This is a genomic window from Bradyrhizobium macuxiense, from assembly GCF_007993935.1.
Classification (GTDB): domain Bacteria; phylum Pseudomonadota; class Alphaproteobacteria; order Rhizobiales; family Xanthobacteraceae; genus Bradyrhizobium; species Bradyrhizobium macuxiense_A.
Map to the genome: position 1 here is coordinate 369,447 of NZ_VITY01000002.1, position 24,967 is coordinate 394,413.

Annotated in this window: 21 protein-coding genes; 9 read left to right on the plus strand and 12 right to left on the minus strand. The window is 65.4% G+C overall.

Going from position 1 to position 24,967, the window contains the following annotated elements:
- Window positions 1–36: 36 nt before the first annotated feature.
- Window positions 37–1,617 (plus strand): fatty acid--CoA ligase, encoded by a 1,581-nt coding sequence (locus FBZ93_RS05880; protein WP_146985003.1) that lies wholly within the window; start codon window positions 37–39, stop codon window positions 1,615–1,617.
- A gap of 158 nt (window positions 1,618–1,775) precedes the next feature.
- On the opposite strand, the gene FBZ93_RS05885 is transcribed toward FBZ93_RS05880, so the two are convergent.
- A complete protein-coding gene (locus FBZ93_RS05885) occupies window positions 1,776–2,249 on the minus strand; it encodes a GFA family protein (protein ID WP_146985004.1) in 474 nt (157 codons plus the stop codon).
- A 24-nt stretch (window positions 2,250–2,273) separates the two neighbouring features.
- Window positions 2,274–3,548, minus strand: coding sequence for an acyl-CoA dehydrogenase family protein (locus FBZ93_RS05890; RefSeq protein WP_146985005.1), 1,275 nt, complete (start codon window positions 3,546–3,548; stop codon window positions 2,274–2,276).
- 220 nt (window positions 3,549–3,768) lie between these two features.
- Here FBZ93_RS05890 and FBZ93_RS05895 point away from each other — a divergent pair, with 220 nt between their 5' ends.
- On the plus strand, window positions 3,769–4,548 hold the full coding sequence (locus FBZ93_RS05895; protein WP_146985006.1) for an enoyl-CoA hydratase-related protein: 780 nt from the start codon (window positions 3,769–3,771) through the stop codon (window positions 4,546–4,548).
- 182 nt (window positions 4,549–4,730) lie between these two features.
- Here the strand turns inward: FBZ93_RS05895 and FBZ93_RS05900 are convergent, their stop codons facing one another.
- From FBZ93_RS05900 to FBZ93_RS05910, 3 genes are read right to left on the minus strand one after another with little or no spacing between them, the layout of a single operon-like run.
- A complete protein-coding gene (locus FBZ93_RS05900) occupies window positions 4,731–5,102 on the minus strand; it encodes a DUF6285 domain-containing protein (protein WP_146985007.1) in 372 nt (123 codons plus the stop codon).
- Between the two features lie 2 nt (window positions 5,103–5,104).
- Window positions 5,105–6,091, minus strand: a complete 987-nt coding sequence (locus FBZ93_RS05905) for a phosphotransferase family protein (protein WP_146985008.1) — start codon at window positions 6,089–6,091, stop codon at window positions 5,105–5,107.
- Complete coding sequence (locus FBZ93_RS05910; protein WP_146985009.1) at window positions 6,088–6,882, minus strand: enoyl-CoA hydratase/isomerase; 795 nt, start codon at window positions 6,880–6,882, stop codon at window positions 6,088–6,090. The genes FBZ93_RS05905 and FBZ93_RS05910 overlap by 4 nt, the downstream gene beginning before the upstream one ends.
- Window positions 6,883–7,033: 151 nt before the next feature.
- Here FBZ93_RS05910 and FBZ93_RS05915 point away from each other — a divergent pair, with 151 nt between their 5' ends.
- From FBZ93_RS05915 to FBZ93_RS05935, 5 genes are all read left to right on the plus strand, one after another.
- Complete coding sequence (locus FBZ93_RS05915; protein WP_050406764.1) at window positions 7,034–7,816, plus strand: SDR family NAD(P)-dependent oxidoreductase; 783 nt, start codon at window positions 7,034–7,036, stop codon at window positions 7,814–7,816.
- 368 nt (window positions 7,817–8,184) lie between these two features.
- Complete coding sequence (locus FBZ93_RS05920; RefSeq protein ID WP_146985010.1) at window positions 8,185–8,562, plus strand: VOC family protein; 378 nt, start codon at window positions 8,185–8,187, stop codon at window positions 8,560–8,562.
- Window positions 8,563–8,725: 163 nt separating this feature from the next.
- Window positions 8,726–10,000: an acyl-CoA dehydrogenase family protein gene (locus FBZ93_RS05925; RefSeq protein WP_050420072.1), complete on the plus strand. Its 1,275-nt coding sequence runs from the start codon at window positions 8,726–8,728 to the stop codon at window positions 9,998–10,000.
- A 154-nt stretch (window positions 10,001–10,154) separates the two neighbouring features.
- Window positions 10,155–10,772 (plus strand): flavin reductase family protein, encoded by a 618-nt coding sequence (locus tag FBZ93_RS05930; RefSeq protein WP_146985011.1) that lies wholly within the window; start codon window positions 10,155–10,157, stop codon window positions 10,770–10,772.
- A gap of 13 nt (window positions 10,773–10,785) precedes the next feature.
- Entirely contained in the window at window positions 10,786–11,061 is a 276-nt protein-coding gene (locus FBZ93_RS05935; protein ID WP_146985012.1) for a GNAT family N-acetyltransferase, read from the plus strand.
- A 182-nt stretch (window positions 11,062–11,243) separates the two neighbouring features.
- Here the strand turns inward: FBZ93_RS05935 and yghU are convergent, their stop codons facing one another.
- Complete coding sequence (gene yghU / locus FBZ93_RS05940) at window positions 11,244–12,125, minus strand: glutathione-dependent disulfide-bond oxidoreductase (protein WP_146985013.1); 882 nt, start codon at window positions 12,123–12,125, stop codon at window positions 11,244–11,246.
- A 274-nt stretch (window positions 12,126–12,399) separates the two neighbouring features.
- Between yghU and FBZ93_RS05945 the strand changes: the two genes are divergently transcribed.
- Window positions 12,400–13,533 (plus strand): nitronate monooxygenase, encoded by a 1,134-nt coding sequence (locus FBZ93_RS05945; protein WP_146985014.1) that lies wholly within the window; start codon window positions 12,400–12,402, stop codon window positions 13,531–13,533.
- A gap of 141 nt (window positions 13,534–13,674) precedes the next feature.
- On the plus strand, window positions 13,675–15,186 hold the full coding sequence (locus FBZ93_RS05950; RefSeq protein ID WP_146985015.1) for an acetyl-CoA acetyltransferase: 1,512 nt from the start codon (window positions 13,675–13,677) through the stop codon (window positions 15,184–15,186).
- A 145-nt stretch (window positions 15,187–15,331) separates the two neighbouring features.
- On the opposite strand, the gene FBZ93_RS05955 is transcribed toward FBZ93_RS05950, so the two are convergent.
- The 6 genes from FBZ93_RS05955 to ltnD form a co-directional block, all read right to left on the minus strand.
- Complete coding sequence (locus tag FBZ93_RS05955; protein ID WP_146985016.1) at window positions 15,332–16,537, minus strand: efflux RND transporter periplasmic adaptor subunit; 1,206 nt, start codon at window positions 16,535–16,537, stop codon at window positions 15,332–15,334.
- On the minus strand, window positions 16,524–19,703 hold the full coding sequence (locus tag FBZ93_RS05960; protein ID WP_146985017.1) for an efflux RND transporter permease subunit: 3,180 nt from the start codon (window positions 19,701–19,703) through the stop codon (window positions 16,524–16,526). The genes FBZ93_RS05955 and FBZ93_RS05960 overlap by 14 nt, the downstream gene beginning before the upstream one ends.
- A gap of 381 nt (window positions 19,704–20,084) precedes the next feature.
- Entirely contained in the window at window positions 20,085–21,776 is a 1,692-nt protein-coding gene (locus FBZ93_RS05965; protein WP_146985018.1) for a methyl-accepting chemotaxis protein, read from the minus strand.
- Window positions 21,777–21,967: 191 nt separating this feature from the next.
- Window positions 21,968–23,257, minus strand: a complete 1,290-nt coding sequence (gene otnK / locus FBZ93_RS05970; RefSeq protein ID WP_146985019.1) for a 3-oxo-tetronate kinase — start codon at window positions 23,255–23,257, stop codon at window positions 21,968–21,970.
- Window positions 23,254–24,036: a 2-oxo-tetronate isomerase gene (gene otnI, locus FBZ93_RS05975; RefSeq protein WP_146985020.1), complete on the minus strand. Its 783-nt coding sequence runs from the start codon at window positions 24,034–24,036 to the stop codon at window positions 23,254–23,256. The genes otnK and otnI overlap by 4 nt, the downstream gene beginning before the upstream one ends.
- A gap of 12 nt (window positions 24,037–24,048) precedes the next feature.
- The gene (ltnD, locus tag FBZ93_RS05980; RefSeq protein ID WP_146985021.1) at window positions 24,049–24,960 is read right to left on the minus strand and encodes an L-threonate dehydrogenase; all 912 of its coding nucleotides are present in this window, start codon (window positions 24,958–24,960) and stop codon (window positions 24,049–24,051) included.
- Window positions 24,961–24,967: the final 7 nt, after the last annotated feature.

Below are 24,967 nucleotides of genomic sequence, written 5' to 3' on the forward strand. Positions count from 1 at the left end.
ACACTCCGCGCAAACAAAAAGCATCACGGGGGAAACATGTCCGACGCGCCGAAACTGAACAACCTTGCCGACATGGTGCGCGACCGCGCGAGCAGCCGTGGCGCTGCGCTGGCCTATGAGTTCGAGGGCCGGCAAACCAGTTTCGCGGAGTTCGACATCAAAACCAACCGCGTCGCCAATGCGCTGATCGCGATGGGCATCAAGAAGGGCGAGCGCATCGCCTATCTCGGCAAGAACAGCGATTTCTATTTCGAGCTCCTGATGGGCGCGATGAAGGCCGGCGTGGTGATGGCGCCGGTGAACTGGCGCCTCGCAGGCCCCGAGGTCGCCTTCATCGTCGACGACTGCAGGGCGCCGGTGCTGTTCGTCGGTCCCGAATTCATCGCCCAGGCGCGCAACATCGCCGACAAGCTGCCCAGCGTCCGCACCATCATCACCACCGAGGGCGGCGCGCCGGAGTGGCCCGATTTTCTCGCCTGGCGCGATGCGCAGAGCGGCGACGACCCGCGAATTGCGATCGAGCCGAAGGATATCGCGATCCAGCTCTACACCTCGGGCACGACAGGCAAGCCGAAGGGCGCGATGTTGTCGCACGCCAACTTCCTCAATCTCGTGCAGAGCGGCAACGAGGCCGAGAAGCCGGAGTGGAACCGGTGGACCACCGACGACGTCTCGCTGGTCGCGATGCCGATCTTCCATATCGGCGGCTCCGGCTGGGGCGTGATGGGCCTCTATCACGGCGCCCGCGGCGTGATCGCCCGCGAGTTCGATCCGACCAAGGTGCTCGACTTCTTCGAGCAGTCCGGCATCACCAAGCTGTTCATGGTGCCGGCGGCGATGCAGTTCGTGGTCCGGCAGCCGCGCGCGCGGCAGGTCGACTTCTCCCGCCTGAAGTACATGCTGTATGGCGCCTCGCCGATCCCGGCGGCGCTGCTGAAGGAGTGCATCGAGGTCTTCAAATGCGGCTTCGTGCAGATGTACGGCATGACCGAGACCACCGGCACCATCGTCGCGCTGCCGCCCGAGGATCACATCGAGGGGCTCGAGCGGATGCGCTCGGCCGGCAAGGCGCTGCCCGGCGTCGAGCTCGCGATCCTCAACGAGAACGGCAAGCCGCTGCCGCCGGGCGAAGTCGGCGAGATCGCCACCCGCTCGGGCTCCAACATGGCCGGCTACTGGAATCTGCCCGAGGCCACCGCAAAGACGATCGACGGCGACGGCTGGCTGCGCACCGGCGATGCCGGCTACATGGACAAGGATGGCTATCTCTACATCCACGACCGCATCAAGGACATGATCATCTCCGGCGGCGAGAACATCTATCCGGCCGAGGTCGAAAGCGCGCTGTGCGATCACCCTGACGTGGCGGAGGCCGCCGTGATCGGCATCCCCGATGACAAATGGGGCGAGGCGGTGAAGGCGGTGGTGGTGATGAAGCCCGGCAAGACGGCTAGCGCGACCGACATCATCAACTTCACCCGCGAACGCATCGCGGGCTACAAGACGCCGAAGTCGGTCGACTTCATCCCGGCGCTGCCGCGGAACCCGTCGGGCAAGATTTTGCGACGGAGCCTGCGTGAACCGTATTGGGTCGGCAAGGACCGGCAGGTGAATTAGCTCCCTCCGTCGTCCCGGCCAAGCGAAGCGCGAGCCGGGACCCATAACCACCGCTGTTCGAGGTGGTAGCACGCTGGGGCCACAGCCCGCTCAACCAATAACCGACTGTGGTTATGGGTCCCTGCTTTCGCAGGGACGACGGTGGAGAGAGGCGTGCATCATTTCTGCTTCATCTTCTCCCGCAACACCCGCCAGCGCTCCTGCGCCTCCTGCGGCCAGACTTCCCGCCTATCGTAATATTCCGCGAACACCTTGGCGCCAGGCGGGAACGTCACCCAGGGCTGTTTGGACGAGGTGAAGATGTGGACATCCGGCGGGCACTGGCTCGGATCATCCAGCGTGCCGACGCGGACGAAGCGCACCGCGGGGCCGGATCCCGGATAATTGCTCCACACCGCGACCTTGCAGCGCGCGCAGCGGGCGATCTTCTGGCCCTTGCCGCTGGCCGACGGCGTGTCGACGATCTCGGGCTCGGCTGCGATGTGCGCGACCCGCTCGGCCTCGTACATCGCGTTGAGCGCGTGCACGGTGCCGGTCTCGCGCTGGCACCAGGTGCAATGGCAGGCGTGCACGATCAGCGGCCTGCCGGTGAGGCGGTAGCGGACGTTTCTGCAGGTGCATCCGCCTTCCATGCTCGGCCTCCTCGTGCCGAAGTGTTAGTGCTTGCCGGCTCCCATGTAACCGAACAGGAAGCCCGCCACCTTGCGCTTCTGGATTTCCTCGCTGCCCTCGGTGATGCGATAGCGGCGGTGATGGCGGTAGATGTGCTCGAACGGCTTGTGACGCGAATAGCCCATGCCGCCATGCACCTGCATCGCGCGGTCGGCGGCCTCGCAGCACAGCCGGTTTGCCCAGTAATTGCACATCGAGACCCGGTCCGACAGCGTGTGCTCGACCTGCGCCTGGGTCAGCTGATCCATCTCCCACGCCGTCTTGCGGATCAAGAGCCGCAGCATCTCGGCCTGGGTCGCGAGCTCGACCAGCGGCCACTGGATCGCCTGGTTCTCGGCCAGCGCCTTGCCGAACGGCTTGCGCTCGCGGGCATACTTCACGCTCTCGTTGATGCAGTAGACCGCGGCGCCGAGCGAGCTTGCCGCCTGGCGGATCCGGTTCTCGTGGACGAAGCATTGCGCCAGCGACAGGCCGCGGCCGACCTCGCCGAACTGCGCATCCTCAGGCACGAACACGTCGGTGAAGCTGACGCGCGGATGATCGGTCGGCATGTTGAAGGTCCACATATACTCCTCGACCTTCACGCCCTCCGATTTCGCCGGCACCAGGAAGCAGCTGATACCGCGGGCGTCGCCGTCATTGCCCGACGTGCGGGCAAACAGCGCGCAGTGCGTCGCGACATGCATGCCCGTCGTCCACATCTTCTCGCCGTTGATGATCCAGCCCTTGACGTTGTCGCGGGTTGCCTGCACCGCCTTGGTTTCCATATGCGTCGCGTCCGAGCCGTGGTCGGGCTCGGTGAGGCCGAACGTGATGCGGTACTTGCCGGTGATCGAGCCATCGATCATCGCCTTCTGCTCGTCGGTGCCATAGCGATCGAGCATGGTCACAATGGGGAGATTGCCGACGATCGAATGCTCATTCTGCAGATCGTTGTGCAGGCCGAGCCCCTTCGAGGCGAAATGCTCGCGGATCACCGCCATCCAGAGGTTGGAGCCGTCCCTGCCGCCGTAGCGCTTGGGGATCGCGAAGCGCAGATGGCCGGCGGCATCGGCCAGGTTCTTGGCCTTGCGCAGCAGGAGCTCCCATTCATGGCGCGGCAGGCCGCCCTTGTCGAAATCGGTGCGCGCCCATTCGCGGCGATGATCGAAGAAGCGGATGTTGTCATCAACCGCTTCCAGCGGCTTGATCTCGCGTTCGATGAATTGGTCGAGCTCGGCGAGATAGGCTGTCAGGTCAGCCGGCAGATTGAAATCCAAGGCGGTCTCTCCCGAAGATTTTGTTGATTCTGGTTTTGCGTTTAGACGCTATCGCGTATCCGCGTTCGGATCGATTAAGGTGAGAAGCACGCGGCCAAGTCAAGCAGGCCGGTGAGGCTTGCGCGCGCGGTCGCGTTGCGTAATTGGATGGCACGGAACGGCGCGCAGGCGCTAGGATATCGGCAATATTCTTCGCCGCAGAAAATCGACGGGAGCAAACATGGATCTGAAATTCTCCAAGGTGACGCGCAAGGGTCCCATCACCATCGTGACGCTGTCGCGGCCCGAGGTTTACAACGCGCTGCACATCGACGCGCATTTCGAGCTCAACAAGGTGTTCGACGACTTCTCCGCCGATCCCGAGCAGTGGGTCGCGATCGTCACCGGCGCCGGCGACAAGGCGTTCTGCGCCGGCAACGACCTGAAATGGCAGGCCGCCGGCGGCAAGCGCGGCTGGGACAAGGGCGGCTTCGCCGGCCTCACCACCCGCTTCGACTGCGACAAGCCGATCATCGCCGCCGTCAACGGCGTCGCGATGGGCGGCGGGTTCGAGGTCGCGCTGGCCTGCGACCTGATCATTGCCGCCGAGAATGCGACCTTCGCCCTGCCCGAACCACGCGTCGGCCTCGCCGCGCTCGCCGGCGGCCTGCAGCGGCTGCCGCGGCAGATCGGGCTCAAGCGCGCCATGGGCATGATCCTGACCGCGCGCCACGTCAGCGCCAAGGAAGGTCTCGAGCTCGGCTTCGTCAACGAGGTGGTGCCGCAGGGCGAGGCGCTGGCCGCCGCCGAGCGCTGGGCCGAGACCATCACCAAGAACTCGCCGATGTCGATCCGCGCTTCCAAGCAGGCGATCCAGAAGGGCCTCGAGGTCTCGCTAGAACAGGCCATGGCCGAGCAGCGCGAATATCCGGCGGTAAAGGCGATGGCCGCCTCGCAGGATTACATCGAGGGTCCGAAGGCGTTTTCGGAGAAGCGGCCGCCGAAGTGGCTGGGGCGGTGAGCGCCTCCTTCCGCGTCATTGCGAGGAGCGAAGCGACGAAGCAATCCATGTCTCGGCAAGCGGTGAGATGGATCGCTTCGCTTCGCTCGCAATGACGGTTTCTTCGTAGGATGGGTGGAGCGCAGCGATACCCATCCGCGCTTTCGCCGCGCCGTGATGGGTATCGCTGCGCTCCACCCATCCTACGTTTCCTGTTCCCGCTTGTAGGACGCGTAGTTCGGCTGGTCGACGGCGAGTTTGTCCATCGTGGTCTGCCAGAGATGCTCCGCCAGACCCGGTGTTGTCAGATCGACCTCACCGCTTGCGATCTTCTCCGACAGCGCGCGGTTCAGCTCCATCAGCGAGCCGTCGGCGCCGAGCAGCGCCTTCAGCCGCGCGGCTTCGGTCGCATCGCAGGCCTCGGCGAGCGCAAGCTGCCGCGTCACCAGGTCGAGGGCGTTGATGCCGACGCGCAGCTTGAAGCCGTTGTGGCCCTTGATCACAGGCGTGATCTCGTTGCGCAGGAAATCGGCGACCGCCTTGATCAGTTCGGTGGGTGTCGGTTCGTCCTGCATGGTTATCTCCCCCGCGGAGCTAGCAACCGCAACAGATCGATTTCGGTCTCCGACGCGCGGCGCCCGATCATCGCACGCTCCATCGAGTGATCCGGCCCCGCGCGGAAGCGCTGCATCATGCCGCAGCACATCACGCCCCAGCGCAGCGTGCCCATCACTTCCCAGAACATCACGCGGTCCGGATCGGCCTTGCGGCCGGCTTCCGCATAGCCCGCGAACAGATCCTCGCGGGTGCCGAAGCCGCCGACCGGCTTGTCGATCTCGCCGAAGCGCCACGAATTGACGCAGATCCAGCCGAGATCCTCCATCGGGTCACCGAAGTGCGCTAGCTCCCAGTCGAGCACCGCACGCACGCCGTCGGGGCCGATGATCAGATTGCCATGGCGGAAATCGCCGTGCACCAGCGTCACCTCCGACGACGGCCCGGGATCGTGATCGCGCAGCCAGCGCAACGCCAGCTCGAACACCGGCCGCGGCCAGTTGAAGCTGTGATATTCGCGGGAGAGATCCTCGATCTCCCTGGTCGCCGTCAGGCTGCGCAGCTTCGGCAGTTTGGCCTGCGGCAGGCCATGAATGCCGGCGATCACGCGGCCGAGCTGGCGGGCGAGGACCGGCCGCGCCTTGGCAAATTCCTCGTCGCGCAAAATTTTCCGCGCGATGGTCTCGCCTTCGACCCGCACCATGATGAAGCCGCGGCCGAGGCCGTCCTCCGGCGTCAGCACATGCATCACCTTCGGCGACGGCAGGCCCGCGTCATGCGCGAGCTGCATCAGCGTGGCCTCGGCATCGAGGCCGGCGGCGCGGCCGGGCGCGGCACCGTAGCCCGGCGGCGCGCGGCGCAGGATGGCGCCGACATTGCCGTCCGGGTGCACGATGTCGAACGTCCAGGTCTCCTGGCTGGCGCCGCCGGAGAGCTTGGCGGCGCCGGTGACGCCGGTCGCGCCGGGACGAAACGCGGCGACGCAGCGGCTGAGTTCGGTCTCGATCATTTGCCCTTGAACTTCGCCGGCCGCTTCTCGAGAAATGCCGTGACGCCTTCCTTGAAATCCTCGGCTCTGCCCGCGATCCGCTGTGACTCGCATTCCAGATTGAGCTGATCCTCGAGGGTGTTTTCCGGGCTGTCCCAGTAGAGCTTGCGGATCAGCGACAGCGCGATCGTCGGTCCGTTGGCGAGATCGTGCGCCATCTTCATCGTCTCTTCCATCAGCGCAGCGTCGTCATAGACGCGGTTGACGAGGCCCCATTCCAACGCCTTCTCGGCCGGCAGCCGCTCGCCGAGCAGCGACAGCTCGACCGAGCGCGCCTTGCCGATCAGCCGCGGCAGCAGCCAGGTCGAGCCGCAATCCGGCACCAGGCCGATGCGGCGGAACGCCTGCAGGAAATAGGACGAGCGCGCGCACAGGATGAGGTCGCCCATCAATGCAAAACTCATCCCGGCACCCGCGGCCGGACCGTTCACCGCGGTGACGATCGGACAGTGCAGCTTACGCAATCGGCGCAGGAACGGATGGAACGCGGTTTCCAGCGCGGCGCCGGCGTTGCTCCTGCCGGGCTTCTGCTGCTGGTTGCGGCCCTGCAGATTGGCGCCGGTGCAGAAGGCGCGGCCCGCGCCCGTGATCACCAGGCAGCGCACCTCGTCGCGCTTGTCGTCGATTGCATCGAGCGCCTCGGCAAGGCCGCCCAGCATGTCGATCGAGACCGCGTTCATGACTTCCTGGTGGTCGAGCTTGAGGATCGCGACCGATCCGTCGAAGTCGAGCGTGACGTGCTTGAACTGCATGGTTTCCTCTTTACGTTGCTTCCGAGGTTGGTACCGCGGTAGGTCGATGTTTCGACCCATATTTGATTTTTGTGCCGGGCTTGTCCATGGTCGGCGGCAAGCCCATCCGTGACCGCGTGATTAGCGCGCACCAAACCAAATGGAAACCCCAATGAGTGGCATCTTCGATCTCACCGGCCGCGTCGCCGTCATCACCGGCGGCAATGGCGGCATCGGCCTCGGCATCGCGCAGGCGTTGAACGCCGCCGGCTGCAACGTCGCGATCTGGGGCCGCAACGCGGAAAAAAACGCCAACGCCGCCGCCTCGATGAAGGCCGGGCCCGGTAAGGTCGCGACGCAATTCTGCGACGTCAGCGATCCCGGCTCGGTCAAGACCGCGATGAAGGCAACGCTCGACACCTTCGGCCGCGTCGACGGCTGCTTCGCCAATGCCGGCATCGGCGGCGGCGGACGCCGCTCCTTCATCGACCGCACCGAGGAGGAATGGCGCAAGATGTTCGCGACCAATCTCGACGGCGTGTTTCACGTATTCCAGGCTGCGGCACGCCACATGACCGAGCGGTCCGAGGCCGGCGACAAGTTCGGCCGGCTGGTCGCGACCTCGAGCCTCGCCTCGCTGTTCGGCACCGCGCGCAACGAGCACTATGCCGGCACCAAGGCCGCGCTGAATGCGCTGTGCCGCGCGCTCGGCGTCGAGCTCGCCCGCCACGGCGTCACCGCGAACGCGATCCTGCCCGGCTGGATCAAGAGCGACATGACCGCCGGCATCATGGCCAACGACAAGTTCGTCGCCAACGTGATGCCCCGCATCCCGGTGCGCCGCTTCGGCGAACCGAGCGATTTCGGCGGCATCGCCGTCTACCTCATGAGCAAGGCATCGTCCTATCATACGGCGGATTGTTTTGTGATCGACGGCGGGTACACGGCGTTCTGATCGTCGCGGCGCTTCCGCATCCACCGCTGTCGTCCCTGCGAAAGCAGGGACCCATACTCCGCGGCGGATGTTGTTGAAGGGACTCGTCGTTCCGGCGCCGCGTAACAATGGCCATTCGTGGTTATGGGTCCCTGCGTTCGCAGGGACGACACCGAATATGTTGCACGCCTTGTGAGTCATACATCCGCATCCTCGCGGCCCTGATGCGTCCGGGTCTTGCGTTTACTTGCGCTCTTCCGGAGTAGAGGCGCAGGAATAGCCGGTGCCGATCGCAGCGTCGCTTCCGTCGCGGCAAAACTGCTGCTAAGCGTTCCGGCTGCAAGGGCGCAACAAGGCGGCTTTCGTAACCAAGAGGGAGGATATTTCAGATGTTTTCACACGTGATGGTTGGCACCAACGATCTGGACAAGGCCAAGGCGTTCTACGATGCGCTGCTCGGCACGCTCGACGTCCGGCCGGCCCGGGTCGACGGTCACCGCATTATGTACCTCACCAAGGCCGGCATTTTCATGGTGTCCAAGCCGATCAACGGCGAGCCGGCGACGCACGCCAATGGCGGCACGATCGGCTTTGCCTGCTCCTCGCCGGAGCAGGTCGAGGCCTGGCACGCGGCCGGCATCGCCAATGGCGGCAAGCCGATCGAGGATCCGCCGGGCGTGCGGGAAGGAGGCGGCATCAAGCTCTACCTCGCTTACTTGCGCGACCTCGACGGCAACAAGATCTGCGCGATGCACCGGATGGTCTGACGATCCGACACGCGTCGTGCGCGGCGGCGTTCAAACAACGTTTGAAACGCCGCCGCTAAATTCCGCGATGCGGTAGAGATCCTGCGAAAATCGGTGCTCGCGCTTCGCGCCGCACGCGTCTATTGTCCGCCGCGAAACGCGCCTTCGCGAGGGAGAAAAGACAATGAAGCATGCCTATGTGCCGCGCACCACGAACTACACGCTCAATCCGGGCGACGAGCTCAACGACCTGCGCATGTCGGACAAGGTCCGCCCGCTCTACGACCATGTGAAGCAGTTCATCCGCGACACCGTCGACCCGATGTCGGTCGAGTTCTATCGCGCCGGCGAGAAGAAGACCAACCGCTGGAGCTTCACGGACGAGCAGCTCGCGATCCTGCAGAAGGCCAAGGACAAGGCCAAGGAAGTCGGCCTCTGGAACTTCTTCCTGCCCGACGCCGAGACCGGCGACGGCCTCAACAACCTCGACTACGCCTATATCGCCGCCGAGCTCGGCAAGAGCCCGCTGGCCTCCGAGACCATGAACTGCTCGGCCCCCGACACCGGCAACATGGAGGTGCTGGAGCGCGTCGGCACCAAGGCGCAGAAGGAGAAGTGGCTGAAGCCGCTGCTCAACGGCGAGATCCGCTCGGCCTATGCCATGACCGAGCCGAACGTCGCCTCCTCCGACGCCAAGAACATCTCGACCACCGCCAAGCTGGTCGGCGACGAGTGGGTGATCAACGGCGAGAAGTACTACATCTCCGGCGCAGGCGATCCGCGCTGCAAGATCATGATCGTGATGGTGAAGACCAATCCCGATGCGGCGCCGAGCAAGCAGCAGTCGCAGATCCTGGTGCCGATCGACACCCCCGGCGTCGAGATCCTCGGCCCGATGCACGTGTTCGGCCATGACCACGCGCCGCGCGGCCACATGCATCTGCGCTTCAACAATTGCAAGGTGCCGAAGGAGAACATGCTGCTCGGCGAAGGCCGCGGCTTCGAGATCTCGCAGGTCCGCCTCGGCCCGGGCCGCATCCATCACTGCATGCGCACCATCGGCAAGGCCGAGAAGGCGCTCGACATGATGGTGCAGCGCGGCCTGACCCGCGAGGCGTTCGGCAAGAAGATCGCCCATCTCGGCGGCAACATGCAGATCATCGCCCAGGCGCGCTGCGAAATCGAAGCGATGCGGCTGATGGTGCTGAAGGCGGCCAAGGCGATGGACGTGCTCGGCAACAAGGAAGCCCGCGTCTGGGTCTCGATGGTCAAGGCCATGGTCCCCGAGCGCGCCTGCAAGGTGATCGACCAGGCGATCCAGATGCACGGCGCCACCGGCATCTCGCAGTGGTCGCCGCTCGGCGAGATGTACCAGGACGTCCGCCATCTCCGCTTCGCCGACGGTCCGGACGAGGTGCACTGGATGGTGGTCGGCCGTCACGAGCTGAGCATGCCGTAGGCTGTTCTTCTCCCTCTCCCCGCTCGTGTCGGGAGAGATGAACAAGCAGGATCGTAGGGCGGGTTAGCGCAAGCGTAACCCGCCTTTTGCTTTCCGAACCGGCGGCGGCGGGTTACGCTTCGCTAACCCGCCCTACGTTTCTCGGATCCGTCCCATGGAATACGCTCCCGAAGACCTCACGCAGCGCGAACGCTACAAGGTGCTGACCTCCTTCGTGCTGCCGCGGCCGATCGCCTGGGTGACGAGCACGAGCGCGGACGGCGTGGTCAATGCGGCGCCGTTCTCGTTCTTCAACGTGTTCTGCGAGGACCCGCCGCTCTGCATGTTCGCGGTCAACCGGCGGCCTGACGGCCGCGAGAAGGACACGCTGGCCAACATCCAGCGCCTCGGTGAATTCGTGGTCAATCTCACCGACGAGCCGCTGGCGCGCGCGATGCACGAGAGCTCGGACGACTTCCCGCCCGAGATCGGCGAGCCCGATTACCTCGGCCTGAAGCTTGCGCCCTCGCGCAAGATCGCGGTACCCAGGCTCGCGGACGCGCCGTTCGCGATGGAGTGCAAGACCTGGAAGCTGATCGACGTCAATGGCGACCGCGAGCTGATCATGGGTGAAGGCATCCACTTCCACATCCGCGACGAATTGTGGGATCGTGATGCGATGCGCGTCCACATGGAGCGCTACCACCCGATCGGCCGCATGTTCGCCGATCGCTACTGCCGCACCGACGACCGCGTGGTGTTTCCCGCGGCTGAAGGCGCGAAGCAAAAATAACGAGGACCAGACAATGAGTGAAGCATTCCGCGACGACGCCGCGCAGAGCCGGTTCGAGCTCGCCGTCGACGGCCACACCGCCTTCGTGGTCTACCGCAAGACGCCGGACACGATCACGCTGGTTCATACCGAAGTGCCGCCGGAGCTCGGCGGCCGCGGCATCGGCTCCAAGCTCGCCCGCGCCACGCTCGACGCCGTACGCGCACAGAAGATCAAGCTCGTCGTGACGTGCGAATTCATCCAGGGCTTCATGAAGAAGCATCCGGAGTATGATGATTTACTGGCATGATGCATGGTGAGGAGCGCGGAACGCGCTCCTCATGACGGATCTATCATCGTCATTGCGAGCGAAGCGAAGCAATCCATCGCGCCGCATACGCGGAAGCATGGATTGCTTCGTCGCTTCGCTCCTCGCAATGACGACGGTGAAAGCTTCAGAACCAGGATGACGGGTCAGATTGATCGCGCAGACTACGACGCCGCCGGCTCGCCGATCTTGTCCTGTGTCTTCGTTTCGAAATCGCCGGCGTCATGCCGCTCGTGCAGCTGGCTCGACGGCTCGCCCCAGGTGCGGTTGACCATGCGGCCGCGCTTCACCGCGGGCCGCGCCGCGATCGCGTCGGTCCAGCGCTGCACGTTCTTGTAGTCCTGCACCGCGAGGAATTCGCCGCCACCGTAGAGCAGGCCCTTGGCCAGGCTGCCGTACCAGGGCCACACCGCCATGTCGGCGATCGTGTAGACGTCGCCCGCGAGGTATTCGTTGTCGGCAAGCCGGCGGTCGAGCACGTCGAGCTGGCGCTTCACCTCCATCGCAAAGCGGTCGATGGCGTATTCGATCTTGGTCGGCGCATAGGCATAGAAGTGCCCGAAGCCGCCGCCGAGATACGGCGCCGAGCCCATCTGCCAGAACAGCCAGGAGAAGGTTTCGGCGCGGGTCTTGGCATCGGTCGGCAGGAAGGCGCCGAATTTTTCCGCCAGGTAAACCAGGATCGAGCCTGACTCGAACACCCGGATCGGCTCAGGCCCGCTACGGTCCATCAGCGCCGGGATCTTGGAGTTCGGGTTGACCGCGACGAAGCCGCTGCCGAACTGGTTGCCGTCGATCTTGATCAGCCACGCGTCGTACTCGGCGCCCTTGTGGCCCGCCGCGAGCAGCTCTTCCAGCATCACGGTGACCTTGACGCCGTTCGGCGTCGCCAGCGAGTAGAGCTGCAGCGGATGGCGGCCGACCGGCAGCTCCTTGTCATGGGTCGGGCCGGCGATCGGCCGGTTGATGCTGGCGAAGCGCCCGCCGCTCTCCTTGTTCCAGGTCCAGACCTTCGGCGGCTCGTAGGCAGAGGTGTCGTCAGTCACGTCGTTGGCTCCCGGGTTACGTTTTCCATGGCGCGGCAACCGCCGTGCCGATCCGCACATCCGCACTAGATGGTGGGCTCACTACGCTTTGCCCACCCCGCTGGATCGCATTTTCTATCCAGCGGAATGCGCTGCGCGCGATGCTGCCAAGCAGCGCCTGCACGCAAGATCGCCACGGCCGAAACCCGCTTGGCTTCGTTGACCGTGATGCGCTAGCGTTGCAGGGGCTGATGCCAACAAGCACAAGAAGCAGCCGCCGGGAGAAAACCAACCCATGAAATCACCGATCTGCGACATGCTGGGGATCGAATTCCCCCTGCTCGCTTTCAGCCATTGCCGCGACGTGGTGGCGGCGGTCAGCCGCGCCGGCGGCTTCGGGGTGTTCGGCGCCACACGGTACATGCCGGAGACGCTGGAGCAGGAGCTGAAATGGATCGACGCGCATGTCGACGGCAAGCCCTACGGCATCGACGTGCTGATCCCCGAGAATATCTCGACGGCTGGTGAGAAGAACGTCACCTGGAAAAGCCTCGAGCAACGCGTCTCCCAGGAGCACCGCGATTTCACCCGCAATCTGCTGAAGAAATACAACATCGAGCTCACGGCGCAGAGCGTCGCCGACAACCAGCCGCAGCCGTTCGATGCCGAGACCGCGCTGCAATTGCTCGAAGTCTCGTTCCGCCATCCGATCCGGTTGATCGCCAACGCGCTCGGCGTGCCGCCGAAGGCGATGATCGAGATGGGCCGCCAGCACGGCGTGCCGGTGGCGGCGCTGGTCGGCTCCAAGGAACACGCTCTGCGCCAGGTCGCGGCCGGCGTCGACATCCTCGTCGCGCAGGGCACCGAGGCCGGCGGCCATTGCGGCGAAGTCTCGACCATGGTGCTGGTGCCCGAGGTGATCAAGGCGGTCAAAAAAATCCGTGACGTGCCGGTGCTCGCCGCCGGCGGCATCATGACCGGAAGCCAGATGGCGGCCTGCATGGCGATGGGCGCGGCCGGCGCATGGACCGGCTCGGTGTGGCTTGCCACCGTGGAGTCGGAGACCTCGGAGATCTTCCGCGAGAAGATGATCGCCGCCTCGTCGCGCGATGCGATCCGCTCCAAGGGCCGCACCGGCAAGCCGGCGCGGCAGCTCCGCTCGGTCTGGACCGACGCCTGGGACCGCTCGCCAGACAGCCCCGGCGCGCTGCCGATGCCGCTGCAGAGCATCATCAGCCGTGACGCCTTCAACGCCATCGACCGCGCCGCCGCTGGTGGTAACGAGAAGGCGCGCGATCTCGTCAGCTATTTTGTGGGCCAGGGTGTCGGCCTGGTCGACAGCGTGAAGTCGGCCGGCGCCGTGGTGCAGGAGTTCAAGGAAGAGTTTGTCGAGGCCGTCGAGCACATGAACGCGCTGGTGGCGGAGTAGAACACCCACCGCTGTCATTGCGAGGAGCGGAGCGACGAAGCAATCCATCTATCCCCGAGTCGTGAAATGGATTGCTTCGCTTCGCTCGCAATGACGACCAAATAGCCATCGAGTCCAATACCGCAGAGTGAAGCAACAAGAATGTCGAACAGCATCCCCGAAGACCGCATTCCCGTCATCGTCGGCGTCGGCGAGATCGTCGATCGTCCGAAGGACATCGCCGCCGGCCTCGAGCCGTTGACGCTGCTGGAGGAGGCGCTGAAGCGCGCCGAGGCGGACAGCGGCGCAAAGCTGCTCGCCGACGTGCAGTCGCTCGACGTCGTCAACTTTTTGAGCTGGCGCTATCGCGATCCTGAGAAGCAGCTCGCCGCACGGCTCGGCATTGCGCCCGCGCATCTCTATTACGGCCCGGTCGGCGGCGAGAGCCCGATCCGCTATCTGCACGAGGCGGCGCAGCGCATCGCGCGCGGCGAATGCAGCGTCGCCGCGGTGTGCGGCGCGGAGGCGCAGTCGACCGCGACCAAGGCGCAGCGCGCCGGCGTCGAGCTGCCGTGGACGCCGTTCGCGCATGACGTCGAGGAGCCGAAGCGCGGCGCAGCGTTCCAGAAGCCGATGGCGGTGACGCTCGGCGTGTTCAGGCCGATCACGGTCTATCCGCTCTATGAGTCCGCAACCTCTGCGCATTGGGGCCAGACGCCGCGCGAGGCGCTGAAGGAATCCGGTGACCTATGGTCGACCTACGCGCGGGTTGCGGCCGACAATCCGAACTCCTGGCTGAAGAAGAAGTTCACCGGCGACGAGATCACCACCGCGACGCCTGATAACCGGATGATCGCCTGGCCGTATACAAAGCTGATGGTGGCGAACCCGACGGTGAACATGGGCGGCGCGCTGATCCTGACCAGCCTCGCCAAGGCGCGCGCGGCCGGCGTGCCGGAGGACAGACTGATCTATCCGCTCGGCGGCGCCTCGGCGGAAGAGCCGCGCGACTACCTGATCCGCGACCAGTTCGTCGAGAGCCACGCGCAGACCGCGGTGCTGAAGGCGGTGATGGATCTCGTCGGCGGCGACGGCAAAAAGTTCGACGCGATCGAGCTCTATAGCTGCTTCCCCTGCGTGCCGAAGATGGCACGCCGCACGCTGGGCCTGGGCGCCGACGTGCAGCCGACCGTGACCGGTGGCCTGACGTTCTTCGGCGCGCCGCTCAACACCTACATGACGCATTCGGCCTGCGCGATGGTGCGCAAGCTGCGCAGCGGCGGCACGCTCGGCCTGCTCTACGGCCAGGGCGGCTTCGTCACCAAGCACCACGGCCTCGTGCTGTCGCGCGCGGCGCCGACGGCCGCACTCAAGCAGGAGACCTCCGTGCAGGCGGAGGCCGATCGCAACAGGCGCGATGTGCCCGACTTCACCGCGGAGGCGACAGGCAAAGGCAAGGTCGAGGCCTTCACCGTGATCTACCGCGCCAATGGTGAGGTCGAGCACGGCGTCACCATGCTGCGCACCGAAGACGGCCGCCGCACGCTTGGCCGCATCCCGGCAAGCGACACGGCGTCGCTGGCTTATTTGCAGGACCTGGACCGGACGCCGGTCGGCACCACCGGCAACATCGTCACCGCCAGTGACGGCATGCTGGAATGGCGGGTAGGTTAAAACTCCCTCACCCCGCTATTGCGGGGTCGAGACGAGCGTAGCTCGCTCTTGTGCGTAGCCCGGATGGAGCGCAGCGCAATCCGGGGGCACTCTATCCACTGCCTGCCCCAGATTTCGCTTCGCTCCATCCGGGCTACTTAAGAACCTACCCCTTCACGTCCTGCTTTTCGGACGCGGTCGTCGGCTTGCCCTTGGCGGCACCTGCGCCGGTGACGCGGACATGATCGCCGTCGGCGAGACCGTCCGGCGGGGCGGTGATGATGCGGTCGTCGGGCGCGAGGCCCGAGGCGAGCTCGATCTCCTTGCCGAGGTCGCGGCCGATCTTCACGGTCTTGAACAGCACCTTGTCGTCCGGCGTCACGGTCGCGACCCGCAGGCCGTTGCCGTTGAAGATCAGCGCGCTGGCGGGAATGCTGAGCGGCGTTGCGTCGCGCTGCAGGTTCAGCTTCACGCTGGCATAGCTGCCCGGCATCAGTTCGCCGGAGGAATTGTCGAGCCCGAGCTGCATCCGCGTCGTGCCGGAGGCGACATCGACCGCCTGCGAGGAAGCTTCCACCGTCGCCTGGAAGCTGCGGTTCGGGTAGTCCGGCAGCGACAGCGTGGCCTTGGCGCCGATCTTGATCGCCGGAACGTAGTTCTGCGGCACGTTGACATAGACGCGCAGCTTGGTGATGTCGGAGACCGTGAACATCGCCGGACCCGAGTTGCCGCCGGCATTGATCAGCGCGCCGACGTCGGTGTCGCGCGAGGTCACCACACCGTCGAACGGCGCCGCGATCTTCTTGTAACCGGCGAGCGCTTCCAGCCGCTCGACATTGGCCTGGCCGGCCTTGACCGCGCCGTTCTTGTTGGAGAGGTCGGCGGTGCGCTCGTCGATCTCCTGCGCCGAGACGAAGTTCGAGGCCACCAGCGTCTTGCGCCGGGCGAGCGTCGCCTCGGAGAGCTTGGCCGAGGCCTGGGCGCTGGCGAGATCGGCGCGCGCCTGCAGCAATTGCTGGTCGAGGTCGGGCGCCTCGATCTCGGCGATCACCTGGCCGGCCTTGACGCGGGCGCCGATGTCGGCGTCCCAGTTCTTCAGATAACCCGACACCCGGGCATAGATCGGCGCGCGGGAATAGGCCTCGAGCCGGCCCGGCAGGTCGATCGTGGGGCTCAGCGCCTTGGCGTTGGGCAGTGCCACCGCGACGGTCGGAATGGCCTGGTCGTCGGTCCATTCCTTCAGCCGGTTGTCCTGCTCCTCGCGGGCGCGGATCCCGGTGCCGACGATCAGCCCCGCGCCGACCAATGCAACCACGCCGAAGATGCCCAATCGCCGGCCGGACACCGGTGGGCGCTGTTCAGTGGGCTGCATGCGGAATCTCCGATGAGGCGGCGGCTTTGGCGCCTTGCTTCTTGTGTACCATACTGAATACCACGGGAACAAACATCAGGGTCGCGAAGGTCGCGAAGATCAGGCCGCCGATCACGGCCCGGCCCAGCGGTGCGTTCTGCTCACCGCCCTCGCCGAGCCCGAGCGCCATCGGCGCCATGCCGATGATCATGGCGAGCGCGGTCATCAGCACCGGGCGGAACCGGACGAAGCCGGCCTCCAGCGCCGCCGCGACGGGATCGCCGAGCTCCTCATAGCGCTCGCGCGCGAAGCTGATCACGAGCACGCTGTTGGCGGTCGCGACGCCCATGCACATGATGGCGCCGGTGAGCGCGGGAACCGACAGCGTGGTCTGGGTCGTGAACAGCATCCAGATGATGCCGGCGAGCGCTGCGGGCAGCGCCGTGATGATCACGAACGGGTCCGACCAGGACTGGAAGTTCACCACGATCAGGAAGTAGATCAAGACGACCGCGCCGAGCAGGCCGAACAACAGGCCGGTGAAGGCCGAATTCATGGTCTGGACCTGGCCGAGCAGCACCACGGAGGAGCCCTTCGGCACCTCCTTGGCGGTGTCTGATATCAGCTGGCGCACGTCGGTCGCGACGCCGCCGAGATCGCGGCCCTGGGTCGTGGCGTAGATCTGCACCAGCGACTGGATGTCGTATTGCGAGACCACCGCGCTCGAGGTCGCGCGCTTGATGTCGGCGATGCCGCCGAGGATCGGTGCCTGGGTGTTGCCGGTCGCGGTGATCGGCAAGGTCTGCAGCGCGCTCAGCGAGTCGATCTGATACTGCGGCGTCTGCATCACGATCGAATACGACACGCCGTTATCGGGATTGAGAAAATAGGTCGGCGCGACCTGCGAGGAGCCGGCGAGGTTGACCACCAGCGAATTGGTGACGTCGCGCTCGGTCAGGCCGACATATTGCGCGCGGGTGCGGTCGACATCGATGTTGAAGGTCGGGTTGTTCGGCGACTGCTGGATCCGCGCGTCGGCGATGCCGGGAATGCGCTTGATCTTCGCCAGTAGCCTGTTGGCATAGGCGTAGTTGGCCTCGAGATTGGCGCCGCGGATCTGCAGATCGATCGGCGCCGGCGCGCCGAAGTTGAGGATCTGGCTGACGATGTCGGCCGGCAGGAAGGAGAAGCTGGTGCCCGGGAACAGCCGCGGCAATTGCTCACGCAGCGCGCGCACATGCTCCTCGGTCGGCTTGTGACCTTCCCTGAGTTTGATCTGGATGTCGGCATCCTGCGGGCCGATCACGCCGGTGTTGTTGTAGGTCAAGTTGATGCTGGAGATCGGCATGCCGATGTTGTCGGTCATGGTCTCGATCTCGCCCGGGATCAGCTTGCGGATCGCCTTCTGGACATCCGCCATCTGGTTGGCGGTTTCCTCGACGCGGGTGCCGACCTGGGTGCGGACATGCATCAGGATGTTGCCGGCATCGACCGACGGGAAGAAGTTGCGGCCGAGGAACGGCACCAGCAGGAACGACGCGGCGACCACCGCGAGGAAGCCGCCAACGAACACCTTGCGATGGCCGAGCGCCATCGCAAGCAGGCCATGATAGCCGCCACGGATGCGTTCGAACCGCGCTTCGAAGCCGCGCTGGAACCAGACGAAAGGATTGCGCGACTTCGGCGGCGGGCCTTCGTGATGCACATGCGCCTGCAACAGATAGTTCGCCATCGTCGGCACCAGGGTGCGCGACAGGAGGAACGACCAGATCATCGCGAACATGACGGCTTCGGCCATCGGCACGAACAGGAAGCGCGCGACGCCGGTGAGGAAGAACATCGGCACGAACACGATGCAGATACAGAGCAGCGAGACGAAGGCCGGCGTCACGATCTGGTTGGCGCCGTCGAGGATCGATTGCTCGACCGGCTTGCCCTGCTCGAGATGGTAATTGATGTTCTCGATCGTCACCGTGGCGTCGTCGACCAGGATGCCGACCGCGAGCGCGAGGCCGCCGAGCGTCATGATGTTGAGCGTCTCGCCGATCAGGGACAGCATGATGATGGCGCCCAGCACCGACAGCGGAATCGACACGGCGATGATCACGGTGGAACGCCAGCTGCCGAGGAACAGCAGGATCATCACGCTGGTCAGCAGCGCCGCGATCACGCCTTCGAAGGCGACGCCGGTGATGGCGCCGCGGACGAACACCGACTGGTCGCCGACGAAGCCGATCTTCAGCGCGTCCGGCATCTGGTCCTTGACGTCGATCACCTTCTGCTTGATGCCGGCGATGATATCGAGCGTCGAAACCGCGCCGGCCTTCAGCACCATCATCAGCACCGAGCGGTTGCCGTCGACATGGACGATGTTGGTCTGCGGCGGGTTGCCGTCGCGGACGGTGGCGACGTCGCGGACATAGACCATCGCACCGTTGACGGTCTTGATCGGCAGGTCGCCGAGCTCCTCGATCCGGAGCGGCGAGTTGTTCAGGTTGATGGTGTATTCGAAATTGCCGATCTTCTGGGTACCGACCGGCGTGATCAGGTTCTGCGCCGCGAGCGCATTGGCGACGTCCTGGCCCGACAGGCCGCGCGCCTGCAGCGCGGTCGAATTGAGGTCGATCTGGATCTGGCGCTGCTTGCCGCCATACGGATAGGGGATCGCGGCGCCGGGCACCGTGACCAGCGGCGTGCGCAACTGGTTGATGCCGATGTCGGCGAGGTTCTGCTCGGTGAGGCCGTCACCCGATAGCGCGACCTGGACAATCGGAACCGTCGAGGCGCTGTAGTTGAGGATCAGCGGCGGCGTCGCGCCCGGCGGCAGCTGCTTGAGCAGGGTCTGGGCGATCGCCGTGACCTGCGCGTTGGCGGTGCGGATGTCGACGTTCGGCTGGAAGAAGATCTTGACGATGCCGATGCCGTTATAGGAGTTCGCAACGATGTGCTCGATGTCGTTGACCGTCGTGGTCAACACACGCTCGAACGGAGTTGTGATGCGCCCCGACATCTGGTCGGGAGGCAGACCGGTGTACGACCAGGCCACGCCGATCACAGGGATGCGGATTTCGGGAAAGATGTCGGTCGGCGTGCGCAGCGCCGCCAGCGGTCCGATAATCAGCAGCAAGATCGCGAGCACGACGAAAGTATATGGCCGGCTCAGCGCGATACGGACCAGTGCGATCATAAAAACAGCATTCCCGAAATGAAGCCCGCCCAGGCAGAGGAATCGACATTGCAAAAGCCGTTCCGCAGCGGCCGATTTACCTGATGCAGCGCAAAACGCCAACCCGCGGAGCCGCCGCGGCCTTCACTTCCTTGGCATAGCGCGGTGAAGCGGCGCGCTTCGATCAACCGGGTCCGACGCAGTGCCGCCGATCGCGCGCGTGTTGTCCTCGAAAAGAGACAGCCCTGCTCAGAAACCGAGCCCGCCGAGCACGCCGTTTCGGCCGCCAGAAGTCTAGCGCATCGCTGCCCTGCGAAAATGCAAAGCGTGGTGAGCCGGACGGCCCACCACGCTTGGATCGGTCAGCCCCGTGCGGACGGGAGGTCCCCCGGCGACTGCGGGTCAGGCGGCGCGGACGGCCTCGAGGAACTTCCCGACTTCGAGCTTGAGGCGGTTGCTGTCACCCGAGAGCGACTGTGCTGCCGACAGCACCTGGCTTGAGGCCGAGCCAGTTTCGTTGGCGCCGTGCTGCACGTCGGTGATGTTGGCCGAGACCTGCTGTGTGCCCTGCGCCGCCTGCTGCACGTTGCGGGATATTTCCTGCGTCGCGGCGCCCTGCTCTTCGACCGCGGCGGCAATGGTGGAGGAGATCTCCGACAGCCGTTCGATGGTCGACGAGATCTCCTTGATCGCACCGACCGACTCCTGGGTCGCGGTCTGGATGCCGGCGATCTGCTGGCCGATCTCGCCGGTCGCCTTGGCGGTCTGCTCGGCGAGCGCCTTCACCTCGGACGCGACGACCGCGAAACCGCGGCCGGCCTCACCGGCGCGCGCCGCCTCGATGGTCGCGTTCAGCGCCAAGAGATTGGTCTGCCCGGCGATGGTGTTGATCAGCTCGACGACGTCGCCGATGCGCGCGGCGGCCTTCGACAGCTCGCTGACGCGATCGTTGGTGGTGCGCGCCTGGCCGACGGCGTCGCCCGCCATCCGCGCCGACTCCTGCACCTGGCGGCTGATCTCGGTGACCGACGACGACAGCTCTTCGGTCGCCGACGCCACCGACTGCACGTTGGTCGAGGCTTCCTCGGACGCAGCCGCAACCGACGTGGTCAGTTCCTGCGAGCGACGCGCCGTCGACGACAGCGTAGAGGCGGAAGCTTCGAGCTGGGTCGAGGCCGACGACACGGTCTGCACGATCTCGCCGATCATCTGTTCGAAATTGCGGGTGATGGCGTCGACCCGGCGGCCGCGCTCGATCTTGGCTTCGGCATCGGCGGCCGCGGCCTCGTCGGCGGTCTTCTTGGCGACCAGGGCTTCCTTGAACACCTGCAACGTATCGGCCATCGCGCCGATCTCGGTCTTCTCGCCCTGATGCGGCACCACGGCGGTCAGATCGCCACGGCCCAGTGCCTGCATCGGGTTGACGATCGAGGCGATTCCGGAAGAGACATCGCGGATCATCAGGAAGCTGACGCCAACGCCGACGACGATGGCGGCGCCAAGGATGATCGCAAGCAGCATGACGGCCGATGTGTAGCTGTTCGACGCGTCCTGCGTCGCCTTGTCGGCACCTGCATTGTTGAGGTCGATGTCCTTACGCAGGATCTCGTCCGCATCGAGGCCGATCTTGTTCACGGTCTTGGCGTTCAGCTCATGCGCCTCGTGCGGGATCTTGCCGGCCTCCTTGCGCGAGAGCGCCATCACTTCCTCGGTGCCCTTCTTGTAGCGGGTCCAGGTATCGACCCATTGATTGTACAGCGCACGCTCCTCGGGGGACGTGATCATCGGCTCGTAGTTCGCGCGGAACTTGGTGTTGGCTTCGACCACCGTCGCAAGGGTCTTTTCCTGCGCCAGCTTTTCCTCCAGCGTCTCGGCCAGCATGTGCTCGCGGATCACGTTGCGGTAGGTGATGACGCCGGCGCGCAAATCCCCCAGCACGCGCACGCTCGGCAACCAGCTCGTCGTGATGTCGACTGTGTTGGCATTGATCGACCGCAAGTTCATGACCGCGAGCAGGCCCATGCCTGTCGTCGCGACGAGCAGGAATGCAACCACGGCAATGATCTTGGCGCGGATCGAGTATTTTGCGAACATCGTGGGGTCTCTTGGGTATCGGGCTCGCGAAGCCCAATCGAATGGCTGGGGGCGCGGCGGTGCGCCACAGACATCAAAGCCAGCCCCCCTCCTTAAGTAGGGTTAATTTGGTCCTCCGCTGAACTACGGAGATACCCGTCACCATCGTGACATGATGCGCAAGAGACGCATCAGGATGCGCAAGGGGCGCATCAGGGCATCAATGCCAGCGCATCCGAGAAGAACTCCGGCCCGCCGAAATTGCCCGATTTCAGGGCAAGCACCATCTCGCCATTGCTGGCACCGACCGCGCGGAGAACCGGCACGCCTGCGGCGATTTCCGCACCGACCAGGAAGCCTGGGATGCCCAGGCGATCGACCACGGCGCCTGACGTTTCACCACCGGCAACCACCAGTCTGCGCACGCCCGACTGCACCAACCCCTCCGCGAGGTCGGCCATGGCCTGCTCGATGGCGTGTCCGGCCGCATCTCGGCCATGACGCGATTGCAGAGCTGCAACCTGGTCCGGGGTCGAGCTGCTCGCGATCAGGACCGGCCCCTTCCCCAGCCGCTCCCTGGTCCAGGCGAGCGCGCGCTGCGCCTCGTCCTTGCCCGCGATCACGCGCTCGGGGTCGAGGTGCAGGACCGGCATCACCTTCTCGGCGCTGGCGATCTGGCGCAGGGTCGCCTGCGAGCAACTGCCGGCGAGGCACGCCGCCGGCCCGCCGATCGCGGCTGCGGAGATTGCATTTTCGGCAGCCGATCTGGCCTTGCCGGCGGCGACCAGGGCCCGCGCCAAACCAAGCCCGATGCCGGAGGCGCCGACCGAGAGACGGTGATCCAGCGCCACCTGCCCGATGGTCTCGAGGTCGCGGTCGAACACCGCGTCGATGATGGCGGCGCCGACGCCGCTACCCGCGAGGTCGGCGAGCTTCGCTCGAACGGCCTCCACGCCGCGCGCGAGCGTCGCCAGATCGACCAGGCCGACCTTGGTCTTGCTCTGGCGCGCCAGCACGCGAACCAGATTGGAATCATGCATCGGGTTGAGCGGATGATCCTTCAACGGGCTCTCGTTCAGCGGCACGGAGCCTACGAACAGATTGCCCTGATAGACGGTGCGGCCGGTTTCCGGGAACGCCGGCGTCACCAGCACGATGCTGTCCTTGGAGTCGGCGCGCAGCGCGTCCATAACCGGGCCGATATTGCCGGCGTCGGTGGAATCGAAAGTCGAACAGATCTTGAACTGGATGTGAGAGGCGCCGCGGCCGCGCAGCCAGGTCTCCGCGGCGCGCGAGCGCGTCACGGCAAGGCCGGCCTCGATCGAGCGGCTCTTCAGCGACACCACGACGGCATCGACCTCGGGCAGCGTGAGATCGTCCGCCGGGACGCCGATGGTCTGCACGGTGCGCAGGCCGGCGCGGGTCAGCGTGTTGGCGAGGTCGGAGGCGCCGGTATAGTCGTCGGCGATGCAGCCGAGCGACAGTTTCGCAGCTGATGTCACGGCTTCACTCCGGCATAGGGCTTGAACCAGGCAAGGCCATCGGTGGTCTTGCCGCGCGGATTGTATTCGCAGCCGACAAAGCCGCCATAGCCGAGCCTATCCAGCTCGCCGAACAGGAACGGATAATTCAGCTCCTCACCATCGGGCTCGTTGCGCGACGGGATCGAGGCGATCTGGATGTGGCCGATGATCGGCATCATCTCGCGCAGCCGCATGGTGACGTCGCCATGGATGATCTGGCAGTGATAGATGTCGAATTGCAGCTTGAGGTTCGGGATGCCCAGCTCATTGATGACGTCGCGCGCGAAGATGAAGTCGTTGAGGAAGTAGCCGGGCACGTTGCGCGGATTGATCGGCTCGATCACGACGTCGAGGCCGTGCGGCGCGAAGAACTCGGCGGCATGTGCGACCGATTTGCGAAACGCCGCAACCGCTTTGGCATCGCTGCGGTCGGCAATCCCAGCCATCAGGTGCACCCGCTTGACGCCAGTCGCGCGCGCATAGGGTAGCGCGGTCTTCAGGCTCGCTTGCAAATCGGCGAACCGATCCGGCAGCGCGGCAAAGCCCTTCTCGCCGGCGTTCCAGTCGCCCGGCGGCAGGTTGAACAGCGCCTGGATCAGCCCGGCAGCCTTCAGCCGCTTGCCGACCTCCTCGGCCGGATGGTCGTACGGAAACAGGAATTCGACCGCGGTGAAGCCCGCTTTCGCCGCGGCGTCGAAACGGTCGAGGAACGGGACCTCGTTGAACATCATGGTGAGGTTGGCGGCAAAGCGGGGCATTGCAGGATCCTCTTATTTCGCGCCGGGAAGCTTGGTGCCGGTGACCTGGGCATACATCCGCGCCACCGACGCATCGTCGTCGCGGCCCATGCCGGCGGCCGCGGTCATCAGGAACATCTGCAGCGCCGCGGCCGACACCGGCACCGGGAAGCGCGCATTGCGCGCCATGTCCTGGATGATGCCGAGGTCCTTGACGAAAATCTCCACCGCGCTGCGCGGCGCATAGTCGCCGTCGAGCACATGCGGCATGCGGTTCTCGAACATCCAGGAATTGCCGGCGGAGGCCGTGATCACCTCGTAGACCTTGCGGATATCGAGGCCCTGCTTGGCGGCAAAGGCGATCGCCTCCGAGGCGGCCGCGATGTGCACGCCGGCCAGCAGCTGGTTGATCATCTTGAACGCGGCGCCTTGGCCTGCGGCATCGCCAAGCTCGTAGAGTTTTGCCGCCATCGCATCCAGCGCCGGCCGCGCCTTCGCAAATGCCGCCACGCTGCCGGAGGCGAGAATGGTCAGCTCGCCTTGCGCCGCGCGCTGCGCGCCGCCGGAGATCGGGGCATCGAGATAATGCCGGCCGGTCGCCTCGAGCTGTTTTGCGAGGCGCCGCGCGATATCGGGGTCCATGGTCGCCGAGGAAATGAACACCGCGTCCTTGGCCAGCGTCTCGGCCGCGCCGTCCTTGCCGAACAGGATCGCTTCGGTCTGAGCCGCATTCACCACCACGCTAACGACGATGTCGGCATCCCGGGCCGCTTCGGCCGGCGTTTTCGCGCCCTTGCCGCCGTCGGCCACGAAGCGCGCGACGGCATCGGCCGAAACGTCGCAGCCGGTCACGACGAAGCCGGCGCGGCTGAGCGAGGTCGCCATGCCGTATCCCATCGAGCCCAGCCCGATGACGGCGACGTGTGGTGTTGCGGAACTGGACATGCGGCGA

Coding starts and splice junctions, on each gene's coding strand:
- FBZ93_RS05880 (WP_146985003.1), top strand. CDS start 37: ATGTCCGACGCGCCGAAACTGAACAACCTTGCCGACATGGTGCGCGAC.
- FBZ93_RS05885 (WP_146985004.1), bottom strand. CDS start 2,249: ATGGAAGGCGGATGCACCTGCAGAAACGTCCGCTACCGCCTCACCGGC.
- FBZ93_RS05895 (WP_146985006.1), top strand. CDS start 3,769: ATGGATCTGAAATTCTCCAAGGTGACGCGCAAGGGTCCCATCACCATC.
- FBZ93_RS05900 (WP_146985007.1), bottom strand. CDS start 5,102: ATGCAGGACGAACCGACACCCACCGAACTGATCAAGGCGGTCGCCGAT.
- FBZ93_RS05905 (WP_146985008.1), bottom strand. CDS start 6,091: ATGATCGAGACCGAACTCAGCCGCTGCGTCGCCGCGTTTCGTCCCGGC.
- FBZ93_RS05910 (WP_146985009.1), bottom strand. CDS start 6,882: ATGCAGTTCAAGCACGTCACGCTCGACTTCGACGGATCGGTCGCGATC.
- FBZ93_RS05915 (WP_050406764.1), top strand. CDS start 7,034: ATGAGTGGCATCTTCGATCTCACCGGCCGCGTCGCCGTCATCACCGGC.
- FBZ93_RS05920 (WP_146985010.1), top strand. CDS start 8,185: ATGTTTTCACACGTGATGGTTGGCACCAACGATCTGGACAAGGCCAAG.
- FBZ93_RS05925 (WP_050420072.1), top strand. CDS start 8,726: ATGAAGCATGCCTATGTGCCGCGCACCACGAACTACACGCTCAATCCG.
- FBZ93_RS05930 (WP_146985011.1), top strand. CDS start 10,155: ATGGAATACGCTCCCGAAGACCTCACGCAGCGCGAACGCTACAAGGTG.
- FBZ93_RS05935 (WP_146985012.1), top strand. CDS start 10,786: ATGAGTGAAGCATTCCGCGACGACGCCGCGCAGAGCCGGTTCGAGCTC.
- FBZ93_RS05945 (WP_146985014.1), top strand. CDS start 12,400: ATGAAATCACCGATCTGCGACATGCTGGGGATCGAATTCCCCCTGCTC.
- FBZ93_RS05950 (WP_146985015.1), top strand. CDS start 13,675: ATGTCGAACAGCATCCCCGAAGACCGCATTCCCGTCATCGTCGGCGTC.
- FBZ93_RS05955 (WP_146985016.1), bottom strand. CDS start 16,537: ATGCAGCCCACTGAACAGCGCCCACCGGTGTCCGGCCGGCGATTGGGC.
- FBZ93_RS05960 (WP_146985017.1), bottom strand. CDS start 19,703: ATGATCGCACTGGTCCGTATCGCGCTGAGCCGGCCATATACTTTCGTC.
- FBZ93_RS05965 (WP_146985018.1), bottom strand. CDS start 21,776: ATGTTCGCAAAATACTCGATCCGCGCCAAGATCATTGCCGTGGTTGCA.
- otnI (WP_146985020.1), bottom strand. CDS start 24,036: ATGCCCCGCTTTGCCGCCAACCTCACCATGATGTTCAACGAGGTCCCG.
- ltnD (WP_146985021.1), bottom strand. CDS start 24,960: ATGTCCAGTTCCGCAACACCACACGTCGCCGTCATCGGGCTGGGCTCG.